Here is a 16,950-nt window from a genome sequence, read left to right as displayed (position 1 = left end):
GGGGGGGGGGGGGGGGGGCCGCCCGACCGGATCGCGCGCTCGCGGTGAGGCCCCACCCCCGTCCCCTCCCCTGAAGGGGAGGGGCAAGTCGTCACAGCATGCCCAATTCGAGCTTCGCCTCGTCGGACATCTTCTGCGGATCCCATGCCGGATCCCACACCAGATTTACCTCGGCCACCCCGACACCCGGCACCGCACCGACGCGCATCTCGACCTCCATCGGCATCGATTCCGCGACCGGACAGTTCGGCGTGGTCAGCGTCATCGTGACGACCGCATGCCCGTCCTCGGTCACCTCGACGCCGTAGATCAGCCCCAGGTCATAGATGTTCACCGGGATCTCGGGGTCGTAAATGTCCTTCAGCGCGTCGATGATCGCGTCATAGACCGCGCCACCCGGTTCGCCGGGCGAGTCCACCTGCGGCTTCTGCGCCAGGAACCCGGCAAGATAGTCGCGCTTGCGCTCCGCATCGCCGTCGGTGTCGAGCACGACACGCGCCTTGGGCGGCGACTGCACCGCCTCGACTTCCTCGATCTCGAACCGATCGCTCATCCAAATATCCTCGTTACTCGCGCGATACCGCGCACCAGCGCATCCACGTCTGCAGGGCCGTTATAGACACCGAAGCTCGCCCTGGCCGTCGCCTCCACGCCCAGCATCTCCATCAGCGGCTGAGCGCAGTGATGGCCCGCCCGGATCGCGACGCGCTCTTCGTCCAATATGGTGCCGATGTCGTGCGGATGAACCCCTTCGATCGTGAACGAGACGATCCCGGCCGAGTCCGCAGGCCCGTAGAGCCGCACCGAATTGATCCCCGACAGCGCCTCGCGCGTCGCGGTCACCAGCGCGGTCTCGTGCGCATGGATCGCCGCCAGCCCGATGCTCTCGACATAGTCGATCGCCGCATGCAGCCCGAGCGCGCCGACGATATGCGGCGTCCCCGCCTCGAACCGTCCCGGCGCCGGCGCATAGGTGGTCTTGGCGAACGACACCTTGTCGATCATCGACCCACCACCCTGATAGGGCGGCATCGCCTCGAGCAGCTCGGGCTTTGCCCACAGCACGCCGATCCCGGTCGGGCCGTACAGCTTGTGGCCCGAGAACACGTAGAAATCGCAGCCGATCGCAGACACGTCGACCGCGATCCGCGGCACCGACTGGCAGCCGTCGAGCAGGATCTTCGCACCCACCGAGTGCGCGATTTCCGTCGCACGCTTCGCGTCGAGCACCGAGCCGAGCACGTTCGACACATGGCCGAGCGCGACCAGCTTGTGCGCGGGCGTGATCATCCGCTCCATCGCATCGAGATCGATGCAATGGTCCGCGGTCAGCGGCAGCACGTCGATCGCGACACCGCGCGCCTCGGCGATCATCTGCCACGGCACGATGTTCGAATGATGCTCGAGCATCGACAGCAGGATGCGGTCGCCCGCCTTCAGCTGGGTCCCCGCCCAGCAGGTCGCGACCAGGTTGATCGCCTCGGTCGCGCCGCGCACGAACACGATCTCGTCGGGCGATCCCGCACCGATGAACCGCGCCACCGCCCCCCGCGCCGCCTCGTACGCGACCGTCATGTCGGCCGAGCGCTGGTAAACGCCGCGGTGCACGGTCGCATAGGTCTCGCCATAAGCGCGGGTGATCGCGTCGACCACAGCTTGCGGCTTCTGCGCGGTGGCGGCGGTATCGAGATAGGCCCAGCCGTCGGGGATAGCCGGGAAGTCCGACACCCGGTCGAGCGGGCGCGTTTCGAGCGTCAGGGTCACAGCGCTGCCTCCAGCCACGCATCCGCGTCCGCGACAAACGCATCGCGCACCGTCTCGTCCGCGATCTGCGCGAACGCGTCGCCGACGAACGCGCGCGTCAGCAACGCCTGCGCCTTGGCATGCGGGATGCCGCGGCTCTGCATGTAGAACAGCGCGCGCTGGTCGAGTTCGCCGACCGTCGCACCGTGCGCGCACTTCACGTCGTCGGCGAAGATCTCGAGCTCGGGCTTCAGATTGACCGTCGCGGTCCGTTTGAGCAGCAGCCCGCGCAGCGACTGGACGCCGTCGGTCTTCTGCGCATCGCGCGCCACCTCGACGCGCGCCGCAAGGCTCGCGGTCGACGTATCCGCCGCGACCGCGCGCCAGATCTGCTTGCTCTGCCCGTTCAGCGCGGCATGTCGCACCGACAGCGCGCATTCCTGCCGCTGGTCGCGCCGCGTCAGCAAAGCGCCGCCATATTCGGCAAACGCATCGTCGCCCGACACGGTGATCGCGCCATCGATCCGCGTCCCCGCATCGCCCGCGCCGAGCATCGTCACGATCAGGCTCGCCCCCGCACCGACATCCGCCTCGTCGCGCACCGACACGAAGCCCGCGGTCTGCAGCAACCGCACCGCGCGCGTCAGCTTCGCGCCCGCGCCCAGCGTCATCCGCGTCGACCGGTTCGACCAGCCGGTCCCGACATAGGTCTCGACCACCGACGCCTGAGCGCCGTCCGCGAGCACGATCTCGGCGGGAACATGGTTCTCGCCCCCGGTCGCGATATGGACGATCTGGATCAGCTCGGCCGAAGCGTGCGCCTCGACGCGTAACGACCAGCCATGGCCGGTCGTCCGCGCGCCCAGCACATGCGTGCCACCCTCGAGCGGCGCGATCGCGACATGCCGAAGATCGCTGCGACCTTCATCCAGCACGCCATCGACGAACACCGCCCGCGCGCCCTCAAGCTCGAGGAACCACGCGCCCGCCGGCGCCTCACCCCGCGGCAACCCCGCCGCCGCCGCAATCGCCGCCGGATCACCCCAGCGCCACGACTCCTCGCGCGTGGAGGGAAGCTCCATAACCGCGGCCATCATACGCTCCTCGAGAAGAAGATGGGTTCACGCGGAGGCGCGGAGAAGCGGAGAAGAAGGGAGGCCTTGCCCGCAAGGGCCCTAAACTCCCGGCCCGTAAAGACCCGCGGGAGCACAGCCGAAGCGACACCACCTCCGCGCCTCCGCGCCTCCGCGCGAACCAGACTTCTTCTATCTGCGCCTGCGGCACGAAGGGAGATCATGCGGCGATCCCCACATAGCCTTCGCTCTCGAGCTGCTGCGCGAGTTCCTTGCCGCCCGAGCGGACGATCCGCCCGTCGGCGAGCACATGGACGAAGTCCGGCTCCACATAATCGAGCAGCCGCTGGTAATGCGTGATCAGCAGAACCGCCTTGTCGGGCGCGCGCATGATGCGGTTGATGCCGTCGCCGACGACGCGCAGCGCATCGATGTCGAGGCCGGAATCCGTCTCGTCGAGGATCGCGAACTTCGGGTTGACGATGCCCATCTGCACCATCTCGTTGCGCTTCTTCTCGCCGCCCGAAAAGCCGACATTCACCGGCCGCTTGAGCATGTCGTAATCCATCCCGAGCAGATCCGCCTGCCCACGCGCGAGCTTTAAAAACTCGCCGCCCGACAGCGCCTTCTCGTCCCGCGTCGCGCGCTGCGCGTTCAACGCCTCGCGCAGGAACTGGACGTTCGACACGCCGGGGATCTCGACCGGATACTGGAAGCCGAGGAACACGCCCGCCGCGGCGCGCTCATGCGCCTCGAGCTCGAGCAGGTCGACGCCGTCGAACGTCACCGAGCCAGACGTGACCTCGTACCCAGGCCGCCCGCCGAGCACATAGCCCAGCGTCGACTTGCCCGCGCCGTTCGGCCCCATGATCGCGTGCACCTCGCCCGCATTCACCTCGAGCGAGAGCCCCTTGAGGATTTCCTTGCCGTAGATCTCGGCATGAAGGTTTTCAATTTTCAGCATCGAATTCTGCCCAATTCCAAATCTCTAAATTTCCGCGGCGCGTCCTGCGCCAGCGCTGTCCCGTCATGCCCGCGCCGGCGGGATGACGGGCGGGGATCACCCCACAGACCCTTCCAGCGAAATCCCCAGCAGCTTTTGCGCTTCGACCGCGAACTCCATCGGCAGCTGCTGCAGCACTTCCCGCGCGAAGCCGTTGACGATCAGCGCGACCGCCGCCTCCGCATCCAGCCCGCGCGACATCGCGTAGAACAGCTGGTCCTCGGAGATCTTCGACGTCGTTGCCTCATGCTCGATCTGCGCGGACGGGTTGCGGACCTCGATATACGGCACGGTATGCGCGCCGCACTGGTCGCCGAGCAGCAGGCTGTCGCACTGGGTGAAGTTGCGCACGCCCTCCGCGGTCGGCGCAACACGCACCAGCCCGCGATAGGTGTTGTCCGAGCGCCCCGCCGAAATCCCCTTCGACACGATCGTCGAGCGCGTGTTCTTGCCGAGATGGATCATCTTCGTGCCGGTATCGGCCTGCTGGCGATTGTTCGTCACCGCGACCGAATAGAATTCGCCGACCGAGCCATCGCCCGCCAGCACGCACGACGGATATTTCCACGTGATTGCGCTGCCGGTCTCGACCTGGGTCCAGCTGACCTTCGAATTCTTGCCCTGGCACAGCGCACGCTTGGTGACGAAATTGTAGATCCCGCCGACGCCGTTCTCGTCGCCCGGATACCAGTTCTGCACGGTCGAATATTTGATCTCGGCATCGTCGAGCACGACGAGTTCGACGACCGCCGCATGCAGCTGGTTCTCGTCGCGCATCGGCGCGGTGCAGCCTTCGAGATAGGAGACGTAACTGCCCTTGTCGGCGACGATCAGCGTGCGTTCGAACTGGCCGGTATTCTCGGCATTGATCCGGAAATAGGTCGACAGCTCCATCGGGCAGCGCACGCCCTCGGGGATGTAGACGAACGTGCCGTCGGAGAAGACCGCCGAATTGAGCGTCGCGAAGTAATTGTCACGCTGCGGCACGACCTTGCCGAGCCACTTGCGGACCAAGTCGGGATATTCCTTGATCGCCTCGGAGATCGAGCGGAAGATCACGCCCGCGGCCTCCAATTCCTTGCGGAACGTCGTCGCGACCGAGACGCTGTCGAACACCGCGTCGACCGCGACGCGACGCTTCGGCGTACCGTCCTCGTTCAGCGGATCCTCGACCACGCCCGCGAGCATCTTCTGCTCGCCGATCGGGATGCCGAGCTTTTCGTAAACGCGCAGGATCTCGGGATCGACCTCGTCGAGGCTCCCCAGCTTCGGCTTCGCCTTGGGCTCGGCGTAATAATAGGCGTCCTGGTAATCGATCGGCGGCACGTTGAGCTTCGACCAGTCGGGCGCCTCCATCGTCTGCCACAGCGCGAACGCCTTCAGCCGCCAGTCGAGCATCCAGGCAGGCTCGCCCTTCTTGGCGGAAATGAAGCGCACCGTGTCTTCCGACAGCCCCTTGGGCGCGAATTCCTGTTCGATGTCCGAGGAGAAGCCCCACTCGTACGTCTTGTTCGCGGCGGCATAGGCCTCTGCGTTCCGGGTAGCCATCATTCCATCTCCGCCGCAACGCGGCTCTCTAAAAACTCTGCGATCTCTGCGTCTCTGCGCGAATACGAGATTGTGCGCGCGGAGGCGCAGAGATCGCGGAGAAAGGGGTAAGTCGCTGCACGCGTCATGCGGGCACCGGCGAATTCGGGACTTGCAAAAGGCTGGCGAGCGTCACGCCGGCGAGCGCGCCGCGGACTGCGCCGTTGACCGCGTTCCAGTGCGGCTTCACCTTGCACGTCTGGTCGATGCAGCAATCCTGCGCCGCACCGTCGACGCACGCGGTCAGCGCGATCGGACCCTCGACCGCCTCGATGATGTCGGCGAGCGAGATCGACGCGGGCGGCCGCGACAGGCGAAACCCGCCGCCGGTCCCGCGCGTGCTCTCGATCAGCCCCGCGGCCGACAAGCGGCTGACCAGCTTCTGCACGGTCGGCAGCGGCACGCCGGTCTCCTCGCTCAGCAGCGTCGCGTTCAGCCGTGCGATACCACCGCAATGACGCGCCGCGGCGCTCATCATCACGACCGCATAGTCGGCTAGGCTGGAAAGACGCATGGTGGCCTGTGAGTCCAATCGGACCGATATGATCCGATTGACAAATGGGCTTTGCGACGGGCAGCGTCAACCCGTCCGCCAGTGCTAACGACTCGCAACTGAGTCCACTTCGTCATTCCCGCGGAGGCGGGAATCCACTCTACCTTTTGCCCCTGCGGACGGATGGATTCCCCGCCTGCGCGGGAATGACGGAAGAAGGGTTTGGCCGCTCCAGCCGATCTGGGTAAGAGCGCGCATGGCCTTCTACCACCCGCTTCTCTTCCGCCTCGACGCCGAACGCGCGCATGGCCTGACGATCGCCGCGCTCGCCGCCTGGGGGAAGGCCGGCACGCCGCTCGCCCCATCCGTCCCGCGGCTTGCGAGCAGCGTGGCGGGGATCGCCTTCCCCAACCCGGTCGGCCTCGCCGCCGGCGTCGACAAGGACGGCCGCGCGATCGACGGGTTCTTCGGGCTCGGGCTCGGCAGCGTCGAGATCGGCACGCTCACCCCCCTGCCCCAGCCCGGCAACCCGAAGCCGCGCATCTTCCGCCTCCCCGAAGACCGCGCGGTCATCAACCGCCTCGGCTTCAACAATGGCGGCCTCGACGCGGCGCTCGACCGGGCGAAGGCGCACGGCCGCGGCAAGGGCGTGCTCGGCATCAATGTCGGCGCGAACAAGGACGCGAGCGACCGCACCGCGGATTACGTCCACGGCGTCACCCGCGCCGCGCCGCACGCCGATTACATCACGATCAACATCAGCTCGCCCAACACCCCCGGCCTGCGCGACCTGCAACACGGCGCAGCGCTGCGCGACCTGCTCGCGGCCTGCACCGCCGCCAAGGGCACCACGCCGATCTTCCTCAAGGTCGCGCCCGACCTAGAGCCCGCGGACATCGACGACATCGCCCGCGCCGCGATCGACAACCGGATCGACGCGCTGATCGTCAACAACACGACGATCGGCCGCCCCGGCCTGCGCTCGGCGAACGCGACGGAGACCGGCGGCCTGTCCGGCGCCCCGCTCGCCCCCCTCGCCCGCCAGCGTCTGGCCGACTTCCGCAAGGCAACCGGCGCCGCGATCCCGCTGATCTCGGTCGGCGGCATCGGCAGCGGTGCGGAAGCCTATGCCCGCCTCCGCGCAGGGGCATGCCTCGTCCAGCTCTACACGGCGCTGGTGTATGAAGGCCCCGGCCTCCCCGCACGGATGCTGCGCGAGCTCGACGCGCTGCTGGCCCGCGACGGCTTCGCCACCATCGTCGATGCGATCGGCGTCGACGCCCGCTGACACATTTCGTCATCCCGGCAAAAGCTGGGATGACGGCGAGTTTGCGGCGGACGCCTTGCCACCCACCCGATCCGCGCTAGGTTCGCACGCGATGAAGACTCCCCTCCTCGCGCTCGCGCTCCTCCTCCCCACCGCCACCGCCGAAGCCCGCCGGACCGCCCCCACCCCCGCCCCGGCGAAGGACCAGGGCATGGTCAGCGCCGCCGACCCCCGCGCCGCCGCCGCGGGTGTCGAGATCCTGCGCGCAGGCGGCAGCGCGACCGATGCGGCGATCGCGACGATGCTCGCGCTCAACGTCGTCGAGCCGCAAAGCTCGGGGATCGGCGGCGGCAGCTTCTGGGTCAGCCACGCAGCGAACGGCGGGCTCAGCACGATCGACGCGCGCGAAAAGGCCCCCGCCGCCGCCGATCCACGCTGGTTCTACGCCGCCGACGGCACCCCGCTCAGCCACCGCGACGCGGTCCCCGGCGGTCGCAGCGTCGGCGTCCCCGGCGCGCTGCGCGGCATGGCGCTCGCGCACCGTGCGTCGGGCAGGCTCCCCTGGGCGCGGCTGTTCGACCCCGCGATCCGGCTCGCGACCACCGGCTTCAAGGCGTCGCCGCGGCTCGTCAACGGGATGAAGGCGTATGGCGGCCACATCACGCCTGAAACGCGCACGCTCTTTTCCGCCCCCGACGGATCGCCCGTCGCGATCGGCGCGATGATCAGGAACCCCGCCCAGGCCGCCTTGCTCCAGCGGATCGCCGCGCGTGGCGCCGACAGCTTCTATGTCGGACCCGAGGCACAGAAGATCGTCACCACGGTCAACACAGCCGCGCGCAACCCGTCGAAGATGACGACCGGCGACCTCGCCAGCTATGACGCGAAGACCCGCGCGCCGGTCTGCGTCACCTACCGCGTCCATCGCATCTGCGGCATGGGCCCGCCCTCGTCGGGCGGCATCGCCGTGCTGATGATCCTGAAACAGCTCGAACGCTTCGACATGGCCAAGCTCGGCAAGGACAGTCCGCAGGCGTGGCACCTGTTCGCCGAAAGCTCGCGGCTCGCCTATGCCGACCGCGACCTCTATGTCGGCGATCCCGATTTCGTGTCGGTGCCGGTCAAGGGCATGCTCGACCCCGCCTATCTCGCCTCACGCTCGGCACTGATCCAGCCCACCACGACGATGGCCAGCGTCAGCGCCGGCTCGCCCCCCGGCGCCCCGGCCCGGCAATCCGCCCCGGTCAGCGAAGTCCCCGGCACCACCGACCTCGCGGTCGCCGATGCGCGCGGCAACGTCGTCGAGGTGACGACCACGGTCGAGGGCTATTTCGGCTCGGGGCTGACCGTCGACGGCACCGTGCTCAACAACCAGCTCACCGACTTCGACACCGTCCCCGAAAAGGGCGGCTATCTCGTCGCCAACCGCGTCGAGGGCGGCAAGCGCCCGCGCAGCTCGATGTCGCCGACGATCGTCTACGGCCCCGACGGCAAGGTCCGGCTCGCGGTCGGCGCAGCGGGCGGCTCGACGATCATCGCGCAGGTCGCGAAAGCGATCATCGGCGTCATCGACTGGAAACTGTCCGCGCAGGATTCGATCGCGCTCGGCCTGATCTATGCGCCCGGCCATGTCGCCGCGGTCGAGAAGGGCACCGAGCGCGAGGCGATGATCCCCGCGCTCGAGGCACTGGGCGAGACGGTGCAGGTCACCGCGCTCGGCCTCAAGGCGAACGCGGTCGAGCGCGTGAACGGCCGCTGGGTCGGCGCGGCGGACCCGCGCAGCGAAGGCGTCGGAATCGCGCAGGACGGCACCGTGACGCAGATTCAGCGCGTCGGCGCGCTGCAACGCGCGCCGGAGTAAAGGCGGCGCTCCCCCTTGTTCTCCCGCGAAGGCGGGAGCCCAGTCTGGGTCCCCGCCTTCGCGGGGAAACAGTCTTTGCGGTCCGCGCACAGGCATGACGAGGCCGTGAGACAAGACTATACCGCACCAAAGACCGAGCGGCCCCGCGAGGGGACACAGCTCGCAAGAGCGCCCCAGGAGAGACCATGCCCCGCCAGCTCGAACCCTTTCCCAACCTCGTCACCATGTTCTTCGCGCGCGCCGCGGAGAGGGGCGACTCGCCGTTCCTCTGGACCAAGCAGAGCGGCGCCTGGGTGGCGACCAGCTGGGCGGACGCCGCGCGACAGGTGGCGAGCCTCGCCACGGCGCTCACCGCGATCGGGCTCAAACGCGGCGACCGGGTGATGCTGGTCAGCGAGAATCGCCCCGAATGGTGCCTCAGCGACCTCGCGATCATGGCCGCGGGCTGCGTGACGGTGCCGACCTATGTCACCAACACCGAACGCGATCACCTCCACATCATCGAGAATGCGGGCGCCTGCGCGATCATCGTCTCGACCGCCAAGCTGGCGAAGACGGTGCTCCCCGCGGTCCTGCGCTCGAACCAGGCGCAGATCGTGATCGGGCTGGAGGACATGCGAGTCCCCGCCGCGATCGATTTCCACAACTGGCACGCGCTGATCGCCGCGCACCCGACCACGCCCGAGACTGCGGCGGCGCGCGCGACCTTCACCCGCGACGATCTCGCCTGCATCATCTACACCTCGGGTACCGGTGGCGCCCCGCGCGGCGTGATGCAGCATCACGGCGCGATCCTGCACAATTGCGCAGGCTGCGCCGCCGTCATCTCGGAGGATTTCGGCTGGGACGACGAGGTCTTCCTGTCGTTCCTCCCCTTGAGCCACGCCTATGAACATACCGGCGGCCAGCATTTCCCGATCTCCTTGGGCGGGCAGATCTATTATGCCGAAGGCCTCGAAAAGCTCGCCGCGAACATCGAGGAAACGCGCCCGACGATCATGTTCGTCGTCCCCCGCCTGTTCGAGGTGCTGCGCACGCGCATCTCGAAGACGATCGAGAAACAGGGCGGCGCGTCGGCCTATCTGCTCGCCCGCGCGCTCGACATCGGCGCCAGGCGCTATGCGGGCAAGCTCCGCCTGATCGACCGGCCGGCGCAGGCCGCCGTCGCGACGCTGTTCAAGCCGAAGATCGCCAAGAAGTTCGGCGGCCGGCTGAAGGCGATGATCTCGGGCGGCGCGCCGCTCAATCCGGAGGTCGGGCTGTTCTTCGAATCGATCGGCCTCACCTTCCTCCAGGGCTATGGCCAGACCGAGGCCGCGCCCGTCATCTCGTGCAACCGCCCCAAGGCGGGCGTGCGGATGGACTCGGTCGGCCCGCCGCTCAAGGATACCGAGGTACGGATCGCCGAGGATGGCGAGATCCTGGTCCGCGGCGAGCTCGTCATGCACGGCTATTGGCGCAACGACGCCGAGACCGCGAAGGTGCTGAAGGACGGATGGCTGCACACCGGCGACGTCGGCGAGATCGACGCGCAGGGTCGCATCCGCATCACCGACCGCAAGAAGGACCTGATCATCAACGACAAGGGCGACAATGTCGCCCCGCAGAAGATCGAGGGGATGCTGACGCTCCAGCCCGAGATCGTCCAGGCGATGATCGCCGGCGACAAGCGCCCCTATATGGTCGCGCTGATCGTGCCCGATCCCGAATGGACGCAGCAATGGTGCGCGTCGAACGGCGATGCGTGCAATTTCAGCAGGCTGGCCGAGAACAGCGAGTTCCGGACCGCGCTGGGCCACGCGATCGAACGCGTGAACAAGGACCTGACCGTCACCGAACGCGTCCGCCGCTTCGTGCTGGCGGACGGGCCGTTCACGATCGAGAACGAACAGCTGACGCCCAGCCTCAAGATCCGCCGCCACGTCATCCGCCAGGCTTATGGCGACCGGCTCGACGCGCTCTACCTCAAGGGCTGACGAACGGGGGGGACCCTATTGGGCCCCCCACCTGCTCATGCTGCGCCCAGCGGAAGGTTGCTGCGCTTGCAGACATAGGTCGCCAGCTCCTCGCGCAGCGGCAGCCCGGCGATCGGCCGCAACGGACCGTCATAGGCGATGCTCGTCTCGACCAGCGACCGGCGCGGCGCGACGCCCAGCACGTGGAACAGGCGACGCTCGCAATCGACTTCGGTGCGGGCATAGGCGACGCGGCCGGCATGCTCTTGGCGGATGATTGCGATCACCGTGCCGCCGATCGCCCGGCGCTCACGGAGCAGGAAATAACGCGAGGCGGTATCCGACGGGGTCGGGATCAGGTCGCCCTTGACCGTCAGCGCGGGCGGCGCCGGCGCTGCGATTTCGGTTTCGCCCAGATTGCGCAGCGATACGCCCGCAGTGCTCATCGCATTGTTATCGACCGCATCGGTCGACGGCGCGCCCGAACAGGCGGACACGCCCAACCCGCCGGCAACCGCCAGCGCTAACCACGTCTTCTTCATCAATACACTCCCGGGTATGAATCAGGTTCAAACGCCCGCGGCATGACGATCGATCCGGTGGTGCGGATCGATCCCCGCCGCCCGACGTTGCGCGAGAGAATTTTCTTCGGCGAAGGGCACGCACCGACCGGCACGCGCCCTCCCGGTCCGTTTATTTCGCAGCCGGCTTGGGCGCCGCGGCGGGCACCACCGCCATCGTCCAGTCGCGGTCGGGGCGCAGATATTTCGCCGCGACCGCCTGCAGGTCGGCGGGCGTCGTCGACACCAGATCCTCGGCGATCCGCTTGGTCGCGTCGATCCGTCGCGGATCATAGGTCGCCCCGCCGAGCTGCTGCATCCAGAACTGGTTCCCGGTCGAGGCGCGCATGATATACTGCCCCATCGGCCGCTTGATCCGCTGCAGCTCGTCATCCGCGATCGGCGTCGAGACCAGTTCGGCGGCGATCTTGCGCGCGGTCTCGAAGAAGAACGCGACCTTTTCCGGCGCGACCTGGCCGATCGCGACGAGGCGACCGCCGCTGTTCATCCCGGTCGGCCACTGGCTCTGCACGTTCGGGCTGTAGCTCGCGCCCGCCGCCTGGCGGAGCCGCTCGAACAGCCGGTCGGCGAACACCTGCGCGAGCACGTCGAGGCGACGGCTCTCGGTGATCGCCTCGATCCCGCCGCCGGTCGGCCAAGCGATGACCGCCGCCGCCTGGTTCTGCGGGCCGGTATGCGTGCGCATCACCGGGGTCGCGACATGCGCGGGGAAGCGCACCGGCGCCGCCACCGCGGTCGACGCGGAGCGCGCACTGATCGCACCGAAGCTCTTGGCGACCGCGGCGATCGCCTCCTCGCTCTTCACGTCGCCGAACACCGACACCTCGATCGGTCCGGTCTTGAGCAGCGGCTCCCAGAACTTGCGGAAGTCCTTGGCGTTGAGTGCCTCGACCGACTCGCGCGACGGCGTGCCCCAGCGCGGATCGCCCGCGCGCAACAGCTTCTCCAGATCGCGCGACAGCACGCCGTCGGGCGACGACTCATAGCCCGCAAACGCCGCCAGCGCCGCGACCCGCGCCCGCGCGACCGGGGCCGCATCCCATGCCGGGAAAGCGAGCTTGGCGGCCATCAGCGTCAGCTGGTCGGCATAATCCGCAGGCGAGGTCAGCGCGCCCAGCGTGAACGCATCGTCGTCGATCCCGAAGTCGAGGCCGATACGACGCCCGGCGGTCAGCTGGTCGAGATCGCCCTGGTCGAGCTTGCCGATCCCGCCCGCGACCAGCGCGAGGTCGCCCGCCCAGGCCGGACTCGGCTTGTTCGCCGGGATCGCGCTGTAACCGCGACCGAACCGGACGCGGACATAGACACGGCCGGTCTCGCCCGTATTGGGGAACAGCAGCAGGCGGGTGCCATTGGCATAGGTCACCTGCTCCATGTCGAACGCGGCGATCTTTTCGCGCGACGCCACGACGCCGGGCTTGCCCAGCGGCGGCAGCGCGGCGAACGTCACCGCATTCTGCTGGCGACGCAGCCCCGCGAGACCCGAGACATCGGCCTTCAGCGCGGTCTCGAGCTTGGCCACAGCGGCGGGGTCAGCCGTGATCGTGTTGACCAGCGCGCGCGTCGCGGTGCCCTCGAAGATCCGCTTCGACGCCGCGAGCAGCGTGGCGGGAGTGAACATGCCCTTCGCCTTGGCGTCCTGCAGGATCTTGTACGATGTCTCGGGCCCCGCGACGGTCTCGCGGATGTCGAGCGCACCGACCATGTCGTCGGCCTGACGCGCGCCCGCCTCGACCCGCGCGGTCTCGACCTGGGTACGCATGATCGTGTCGAAATCGGCATATTCGCGGTCGACCTCGGCCTGGCTCGGCGCGTTGGTCTGCGCGTCGGCGATCACCGCGCGCACGTCCTTCAGCGCCGCTTCCCAGTCGGTCCCGATCGGCACGATGTTGACGCTGGTCAGGTTCGCCGACCGCGACACGTCGTCGATCGACACCCCCGCCTGGAGATAGCTGCCGCCGGCGCGCGCGCGCGTCTCGAGCCGCCGGCTGATCAGCCGCGTCGCCAGCACGTCGACCAGCCGCGTCTGGTTCATGATCGCGGTGTCGTCCTTGTACACCCAGGGCCGGACCACGCCGAGCGTGACGACCGCGGGCAGCGACGGCTCGGCGATCGCCTGCGCGGCGGGGGCGGCGGGATCGGGCTTGCCGAAATCGGGCGCCGCGGTGAACGCGCCGACCGGTTTCCAGTCGGCGAAGTTCTTGACGATCAGCCGTCCGAACAGCGCCGGGTCCATGTCGCCCGAAATGATGACGACGGTGTTCTCGGGCCGGTACCAGCGATCGTGGAACGCCTTGATGCTCGCGCCGGTCGCCGCCTCCAGCGTCTTGATGCTGCCGATCGGCGACCGGTCCGCCAGCGGCTGGCCGGCGAAGAAGGTCGATCGGATCGCATCGCCGATCCGCACCTGGGGTCCTGGCTGCTCGCGCTGTTCGGCGAGCACCACCGGGCGCTCGGCGGTGACCGTCGCATCGGTCAGCACCGGCTGCTCCATCATCCCCGACAGGATCTTCAGGCTGTCGTCGAGCCCTGCCTCGCTCGCCGAGGGCAGGTCGAGCTTGTACGTCGTCGAGACCGGCGTGGTCTGCGCATTGGTGTCCGATCCGAACGTCGCGCCGAACCGCTGCCAGACGCGCTTGGCCTCGCCGTCGGGGACGTATTTCGACCCGCGGAACGACAGATGCTCGATGAAATGCGCATAGCCGCGCTCGGCATCGCTCTCGTTCAGCGACCCGGCATCGACCCGGACGCGGACCGACACCTGGCCCGGCGGAACGCCGTTCTTGCGCACGGCAAAGCGCAACCCGTTGGGCAGCGTGCCGAACTTCCACTCGGGGTCGCGGGTGAGGTCGCTGCCCTTGTACAGCCACGCGGTCGTGTCGATGCCGGGCAGCCCCGGCAGCGTCGGTGCCTCGCCGGGCATCGCCACGGTCTGCGGCTGGACGGGTGCCGCAGGAGCCGCCGCGGGCGGTTTGGCGCGGGACGCGGGCCGCGCCCCCGATTGGCCGATGGCAGGGATCGCTAGGCACAGCACGAGCGACAGAAAGACGGGAGCGCCGAGCGCGCGGGGGGTAAACGCCATGCCGTCCTGTAGCGCCCCCGGCCGCCGACCGCCAGCGCCGTGCCCGTCGCGCGCGCCGCGCCATCATTTCGTCCCATAGCCGCGCTATCTCAATCACCTGCAAGCGCGAATACGGGCGCGCGGTACGAGCGAACGACGAAGAGTGGAGTGCGAATGCAAGCCGAAGTCAGGGCGAAGACCGGGACCGCGACGGGTCCGGCAATGTGGCGAAATTCTGGTCGTGATCCCCGCAGCACCCCCCACCGCACCCCCGATCTGACGGTCATTTCGGGCGCGCCCCGACCCGGCGCGCCGCTCGCGGCGGAACCCGGCCGGCCGCTGATCATCCGCGTCGGCAAACATCTGCGCGGCGTGTTCGACCGGCTGATCGCAAGCTCGTCGCTGGTCTCGAACGACCCGGTGCTCGACGTCCGCGACTTCGCCTGGACTCAGCTGCTGCGCGAGCATTGGCGCGATATCCGTGACGAGGCGGTCGCGGTCGCGCTGCGCGGCGAGGCTTCGCCCAGCCTCGCGACGATCTCGCCCGATCACCGCGCGATCGCCGAGATCGACAAGTGGCGCTCGTTCTTCCTCTGGGGCTATGGCTATCCGATCGACGAGAATCTGGTGCGCTGCCCGCGCACGCGCGATCTCGTCGCGCAGATCCCCGGCCTCAACAGCGCCTTCTTCTCGATCCTCGCGCCGGGCACGCACATCCCCGAGCATCGCGGCGTGACCAAGGGGCTGATCACCTGTCACCTCGGCCTGATCGTGCCGCGCGACGGCGACGTCCGGATGCGCGTCCACGACCGCACCGTGCGCTGGTCGGAGGGCGAGACGCTGGTGTTCGACGACACCTACAACCACGCGGTCTGGAACGACACGAGCGGCACGCGCGTCGTCCTGCTCATCCAGTTCGAGCGGCCGCTGCGCAATCCGGGCAAGTGGATCGCCGACGCCTTCCTGAAGGTCGTCCGCCGCTCCGCCTTCGTCCAGGACGCGGTCCGCAACATCGGCGACTGGAACGCCGCGGTGAAACAGCTCGACGTCTGACCCGTGCGCCATGCGACGCGCACCGCTTGTACGATGCGGCAAAGAAGAGTTTGCTTGATCCCTCCGCCCCCCGTCGCCACATGCACCCCATGCTGATCGAAACGGAATCCACCCCGAACCCCGCGACGTTGAAGTTCCTGCCGGGACGCACCGTCATGGAGTCCGGCACCCGCGACTTCGCCACCCCCGAGGAGGCCGAGGCGAGTTCGCTCGCCGACGCGATCTTCCGGCTCGGCGACGTGACCGGCGTGTTCTTCGGTCGCGACTTCGTCTCGGTGACCGCCGCGCCCGGCGTCGCCTGGTCGGATCTGAAGCCCGACGTGCTCGCGATCATGCTCGACCACTTCTCCGCCGCGATGCCGCTGTTCCGCCCCGCGAGCGCTGGCTTCTCGGTGCCGTCCGATGATACCGTGCTGACCGATGACCCCGCCGATGCCGATATCGTCGCACAGATCCGCGACCTGATCGAGACGCGCGTCCGCCCGGCGGTCGCCAATGACGGCGGCGACATCGTCTATCGCGGCTTCGACAAGGGCAAGGTGTTCCTCCAGCTGCAGGGCGCGTGCGCCGGCTGCCCCTCGTCGAGCGCGACGCTCAAGAACGGCATCGAGCAGCTGCTGAAATATTACGTCCCCGAAGTCACCGAAGTGCGCGCCGTCTGATGAGCCTGCGCGGTCCCCAGCCCGACGCCGTCCTCGACGCGGTCTTCCGCGAGGCGCGCAGCTATAACGGCTATACCGACCGCCCGGTCGCGACGGCCGATCTGCACGCGATCTGGGATCTGATGAAATGGGGCCCGACGTCCGCCAACCAGCTGCCCGCGCGGCTGGTCTGGTGCGTCAGCGACGAATCCAAGCAGAAGCTCGCCGACGCGTGCAGCGCGCAGAACCAGCCCAAGATCCTGAACGCCCCCGTCTCGGTGATCATCGGCATGGACACCGACTTCCACGAGCATCTGCCCGAGCTGTTTCCGCACGCCGATGCGAAGTCCTGGTTCACGGGCAGCGCCGAACTGCGCGCGACCTCCGCCTTCCGCAATTCGACGCTGCAGGGCGCCTATTTGATCATCGCCGCGCGGATGCTCGGGCTCGACACCGGACCGATGTCGGGGTTCGACGCGGACAAGGTCGATGCCGCGTTCTTCGCCGACACGCCTGCGGTCCGCACCAACTTCATCGCGACGCTCGGCTATGGCGATCCCGCGACGATCTTCGCCAGGTCGCCACGCCCCGACTTCGCGAAGTTCAACAGCATCGCCTGACATGACGCCCTC

At 68.3% G+C, this 16,950-nt stretch carries 14 protein-coding genes; 6 read left to right on the top strand and 8 right to left on the bottom strand.

Annotation, left to right across the window (positions count from 1 at the left end; all coding sequences use genetic code 11):
- Nucleotides 1–91: 91 nt before the first annotated feature.
- The 6 genes from ASE89_RS15655 to ASE89_RS15630 form a co-directional block, all read right to left on the bottom strand.
- Entirely contained in the window at nt 92–553 is a 462-nt protein-coding gene (locus tag ASE89_RS15655) for an SUF system Fe-S cluster assembly protein (RefSeq protein ID WP_031395029.1), read from the bottom strand.
- Nucleotides 550–1,758, bottom strand: a complete 1,209-nt coding sequence (locus ASE89_RS15650) for a cysteine desulfurase (RefSeq protein ID WP_197979426.1) — start codon at nt 1,756–1,758, stop codon at nt 550–552. The genes ASE89_RS15655 and ASE89_RS15650 overlap by 4 nt, the downstream gene beginning before the upstream one ends.
- 2 nt (nt 1,759–1,760) lie before the next feature.
- A complete protein-coding gene (locus ASE89_RS15645; RefSeq protein ID WP_056680770.1) occupies nt 1,761–2,837 on the bottom strand; it encodes a SufD family Fe-S cluster assembly protein in 1,077 nt (358 codons plus the stop codon).
- Nucleotides 2,838–3,036: 199 nt separating this feature from the next.
- The gene (gene sufC, locus ASE89_RS15640; protein WP_056679531.1) at nt 3,037–3,780 is read right to left on the bottom strand and encodes a Fe-S cluster assembly ATPase SufC; all 744 of its coding nucleotides are present in this window, start codon (nt 3,778–3,780) and stop codon (nt 3,037–3,039) included.
- A 96-nt stretch (nt 3,781–3,876) separates the two neighbouring features.
- Nucleotides 3,877–5,367 (bottom strand): Fe-S cluster assembly protein SufB, encoded by a 1,491-nt coding sequence (sufB, locus tag ASE89_RS15635; protein WP_056680768.1) that lies wholly within the window; start codon nt 5,365–5,367, stop codon nt 3,877–3,879.
- Between the two features lie 124 nt (nt 5,368–5,491).
- On the bottom strand, nt 5,492–5,920 hold the full coding sequence (locus ASE89_RS15630) for an SUF system Fe-S cluster assembly regulator (protein ID WP_031441060.1): 429 nt from the start codon (nt 5,918–5,920) through the stop codon (nt 5,492–5,494).
- Between the two features lie 235 nt (nt 5,921–6,155).
- Between ASE89_RS15630 and ASE89_RS15625 the strand changes: the two genes are divergently transcribed.
- The 3 genes from ASE89_RS15625 to ASE89_RS15615 all read left to right on the top strand — a co-directional run bounded on the left by ASE89_RS15625 (nt 6,156) and on the right by ASE89_RS15615 (nt 11,003).
- Nucleotides 6,156–7,187, top strand: a complete 1,032-nt coding sequence (locus ASE89_RS15625) for a quinone-dependent dihydroorotate dehydrogenase (protein ID WP_056679526.1) — start codon at nt 6,156–6,158, stop codon at nt 7,185–7,187.
- A 91-nt stretch (nt 7,188–7,278) separates the two neighbouring features.
- On the top strand, nt 7,279–9,027 hold the full coding sequence (gene ggt / locus ASE89_RS15620) for a gamma-glutamyltransferase (protein ID WP_056680765.1): 1,749 nt from the start codon (nt 7,279–7,281) through the stop codon (nt 9,025–9,027).
- A 185-nt stretch (nt 9,028–9,212) separates the two neighbouring features.
- Nucleotides 9,213–11,003 (top strand): AMP-dependent synthetase/ligase, encoded by a 1,791-nt coding sequence (locus ASE89_RS15615; protein WP_056679524.1) that lies wholly within the window; start codon nt 9,213–9,215, stop codon nt 11,001–11,003.
- 35 nt (nt 11,004–11,038) lie between these two features.
- Here the strand turns inward: ASE89_RS15615 and ASE89_RS15610 are convergent, their stop codons facing one another.
- Nucleotides 11,039–11,524: a hypothetical protein gene (locus ASE89_RS15610; RefSeq protein ID WP_056679521.1), complete on the bottom strand. Its 486-nt coding sequence runs from the start codon at nt 11,522–11,524 to the stop codon at nt 11,039–11,041.
- A 151-nt stretch (nt 11,525–11,675) separates the two neighbouring features.
- Complete coding sequence (locus tag ASE89_RS15605; RefSeq protein WP_056679518.1) at nt 11,676–14,645, bottom strand: M16 family metallopeptidase; 2,970 nt, start codon at nt 14,643–14,645, stop codon at nt 11,676–11,678.
- 153 nt (nt 14,646–14,798) lie between these two features.
- On the opposite strand from ASE89_RS15605, the gene ASE89_RS15600 reads away from it, so the two are divergent.
- From ASE89_RS15600 to ASE89_RS15590, 3 genes are all read left to right on the top strand, one after another.
- Nucleotides 14,799–15,677: an aspartyl/asparaginyl beta-hydroxylase domain-containing protein gene (locus ASE89_RS15600; RefSeq protein ID WP_082451592.1), complete on the top strand. Its 879-nt coding sequence runs from the start codon at nt 14,799–14,801 to the stop codon at nt 15,675–15,677.
- A gap of 89 nt (nt 15,678–15,766) precedes the next feature.
- A complete protein-coding gene (locus tag ASE89_RS15595; RefSeq protein WP_031396534.1) occupies nt 15,767–16,339 on the top strand; it encodes a NifU family protein in 573 nt (190 codons plus the stop codon).
- A complete protein-coding gene (locus tag ASE89_RS15590) occupies nt 16,339–16,938 on the top strand; it encodes a malonic semialdehyde reductase (protein WP_056679515.1) in 600 nt (199 codons plus the stop codon). Before ASE89_RS15595 ends, ASE89_RS15590 begins: the two co-directional genes overlap by 1 nt.
- Nucleotides 16,939–16,950 lie beyond the last annotated feature (12 nt).

The organism is Sphingomonas sp. Leaf30, from assembly GCF_001422525.1.
Lineage (GTDB): Bacteria > Pseudomonadota > Alphaproteobacteria > Sphingomonadales > Sphingomonadaceae > Sphingomonas > Sphingomonas aerolata.
This window is presented reverse-complemented; position numbering and strand designations above follow the sequence as displayed.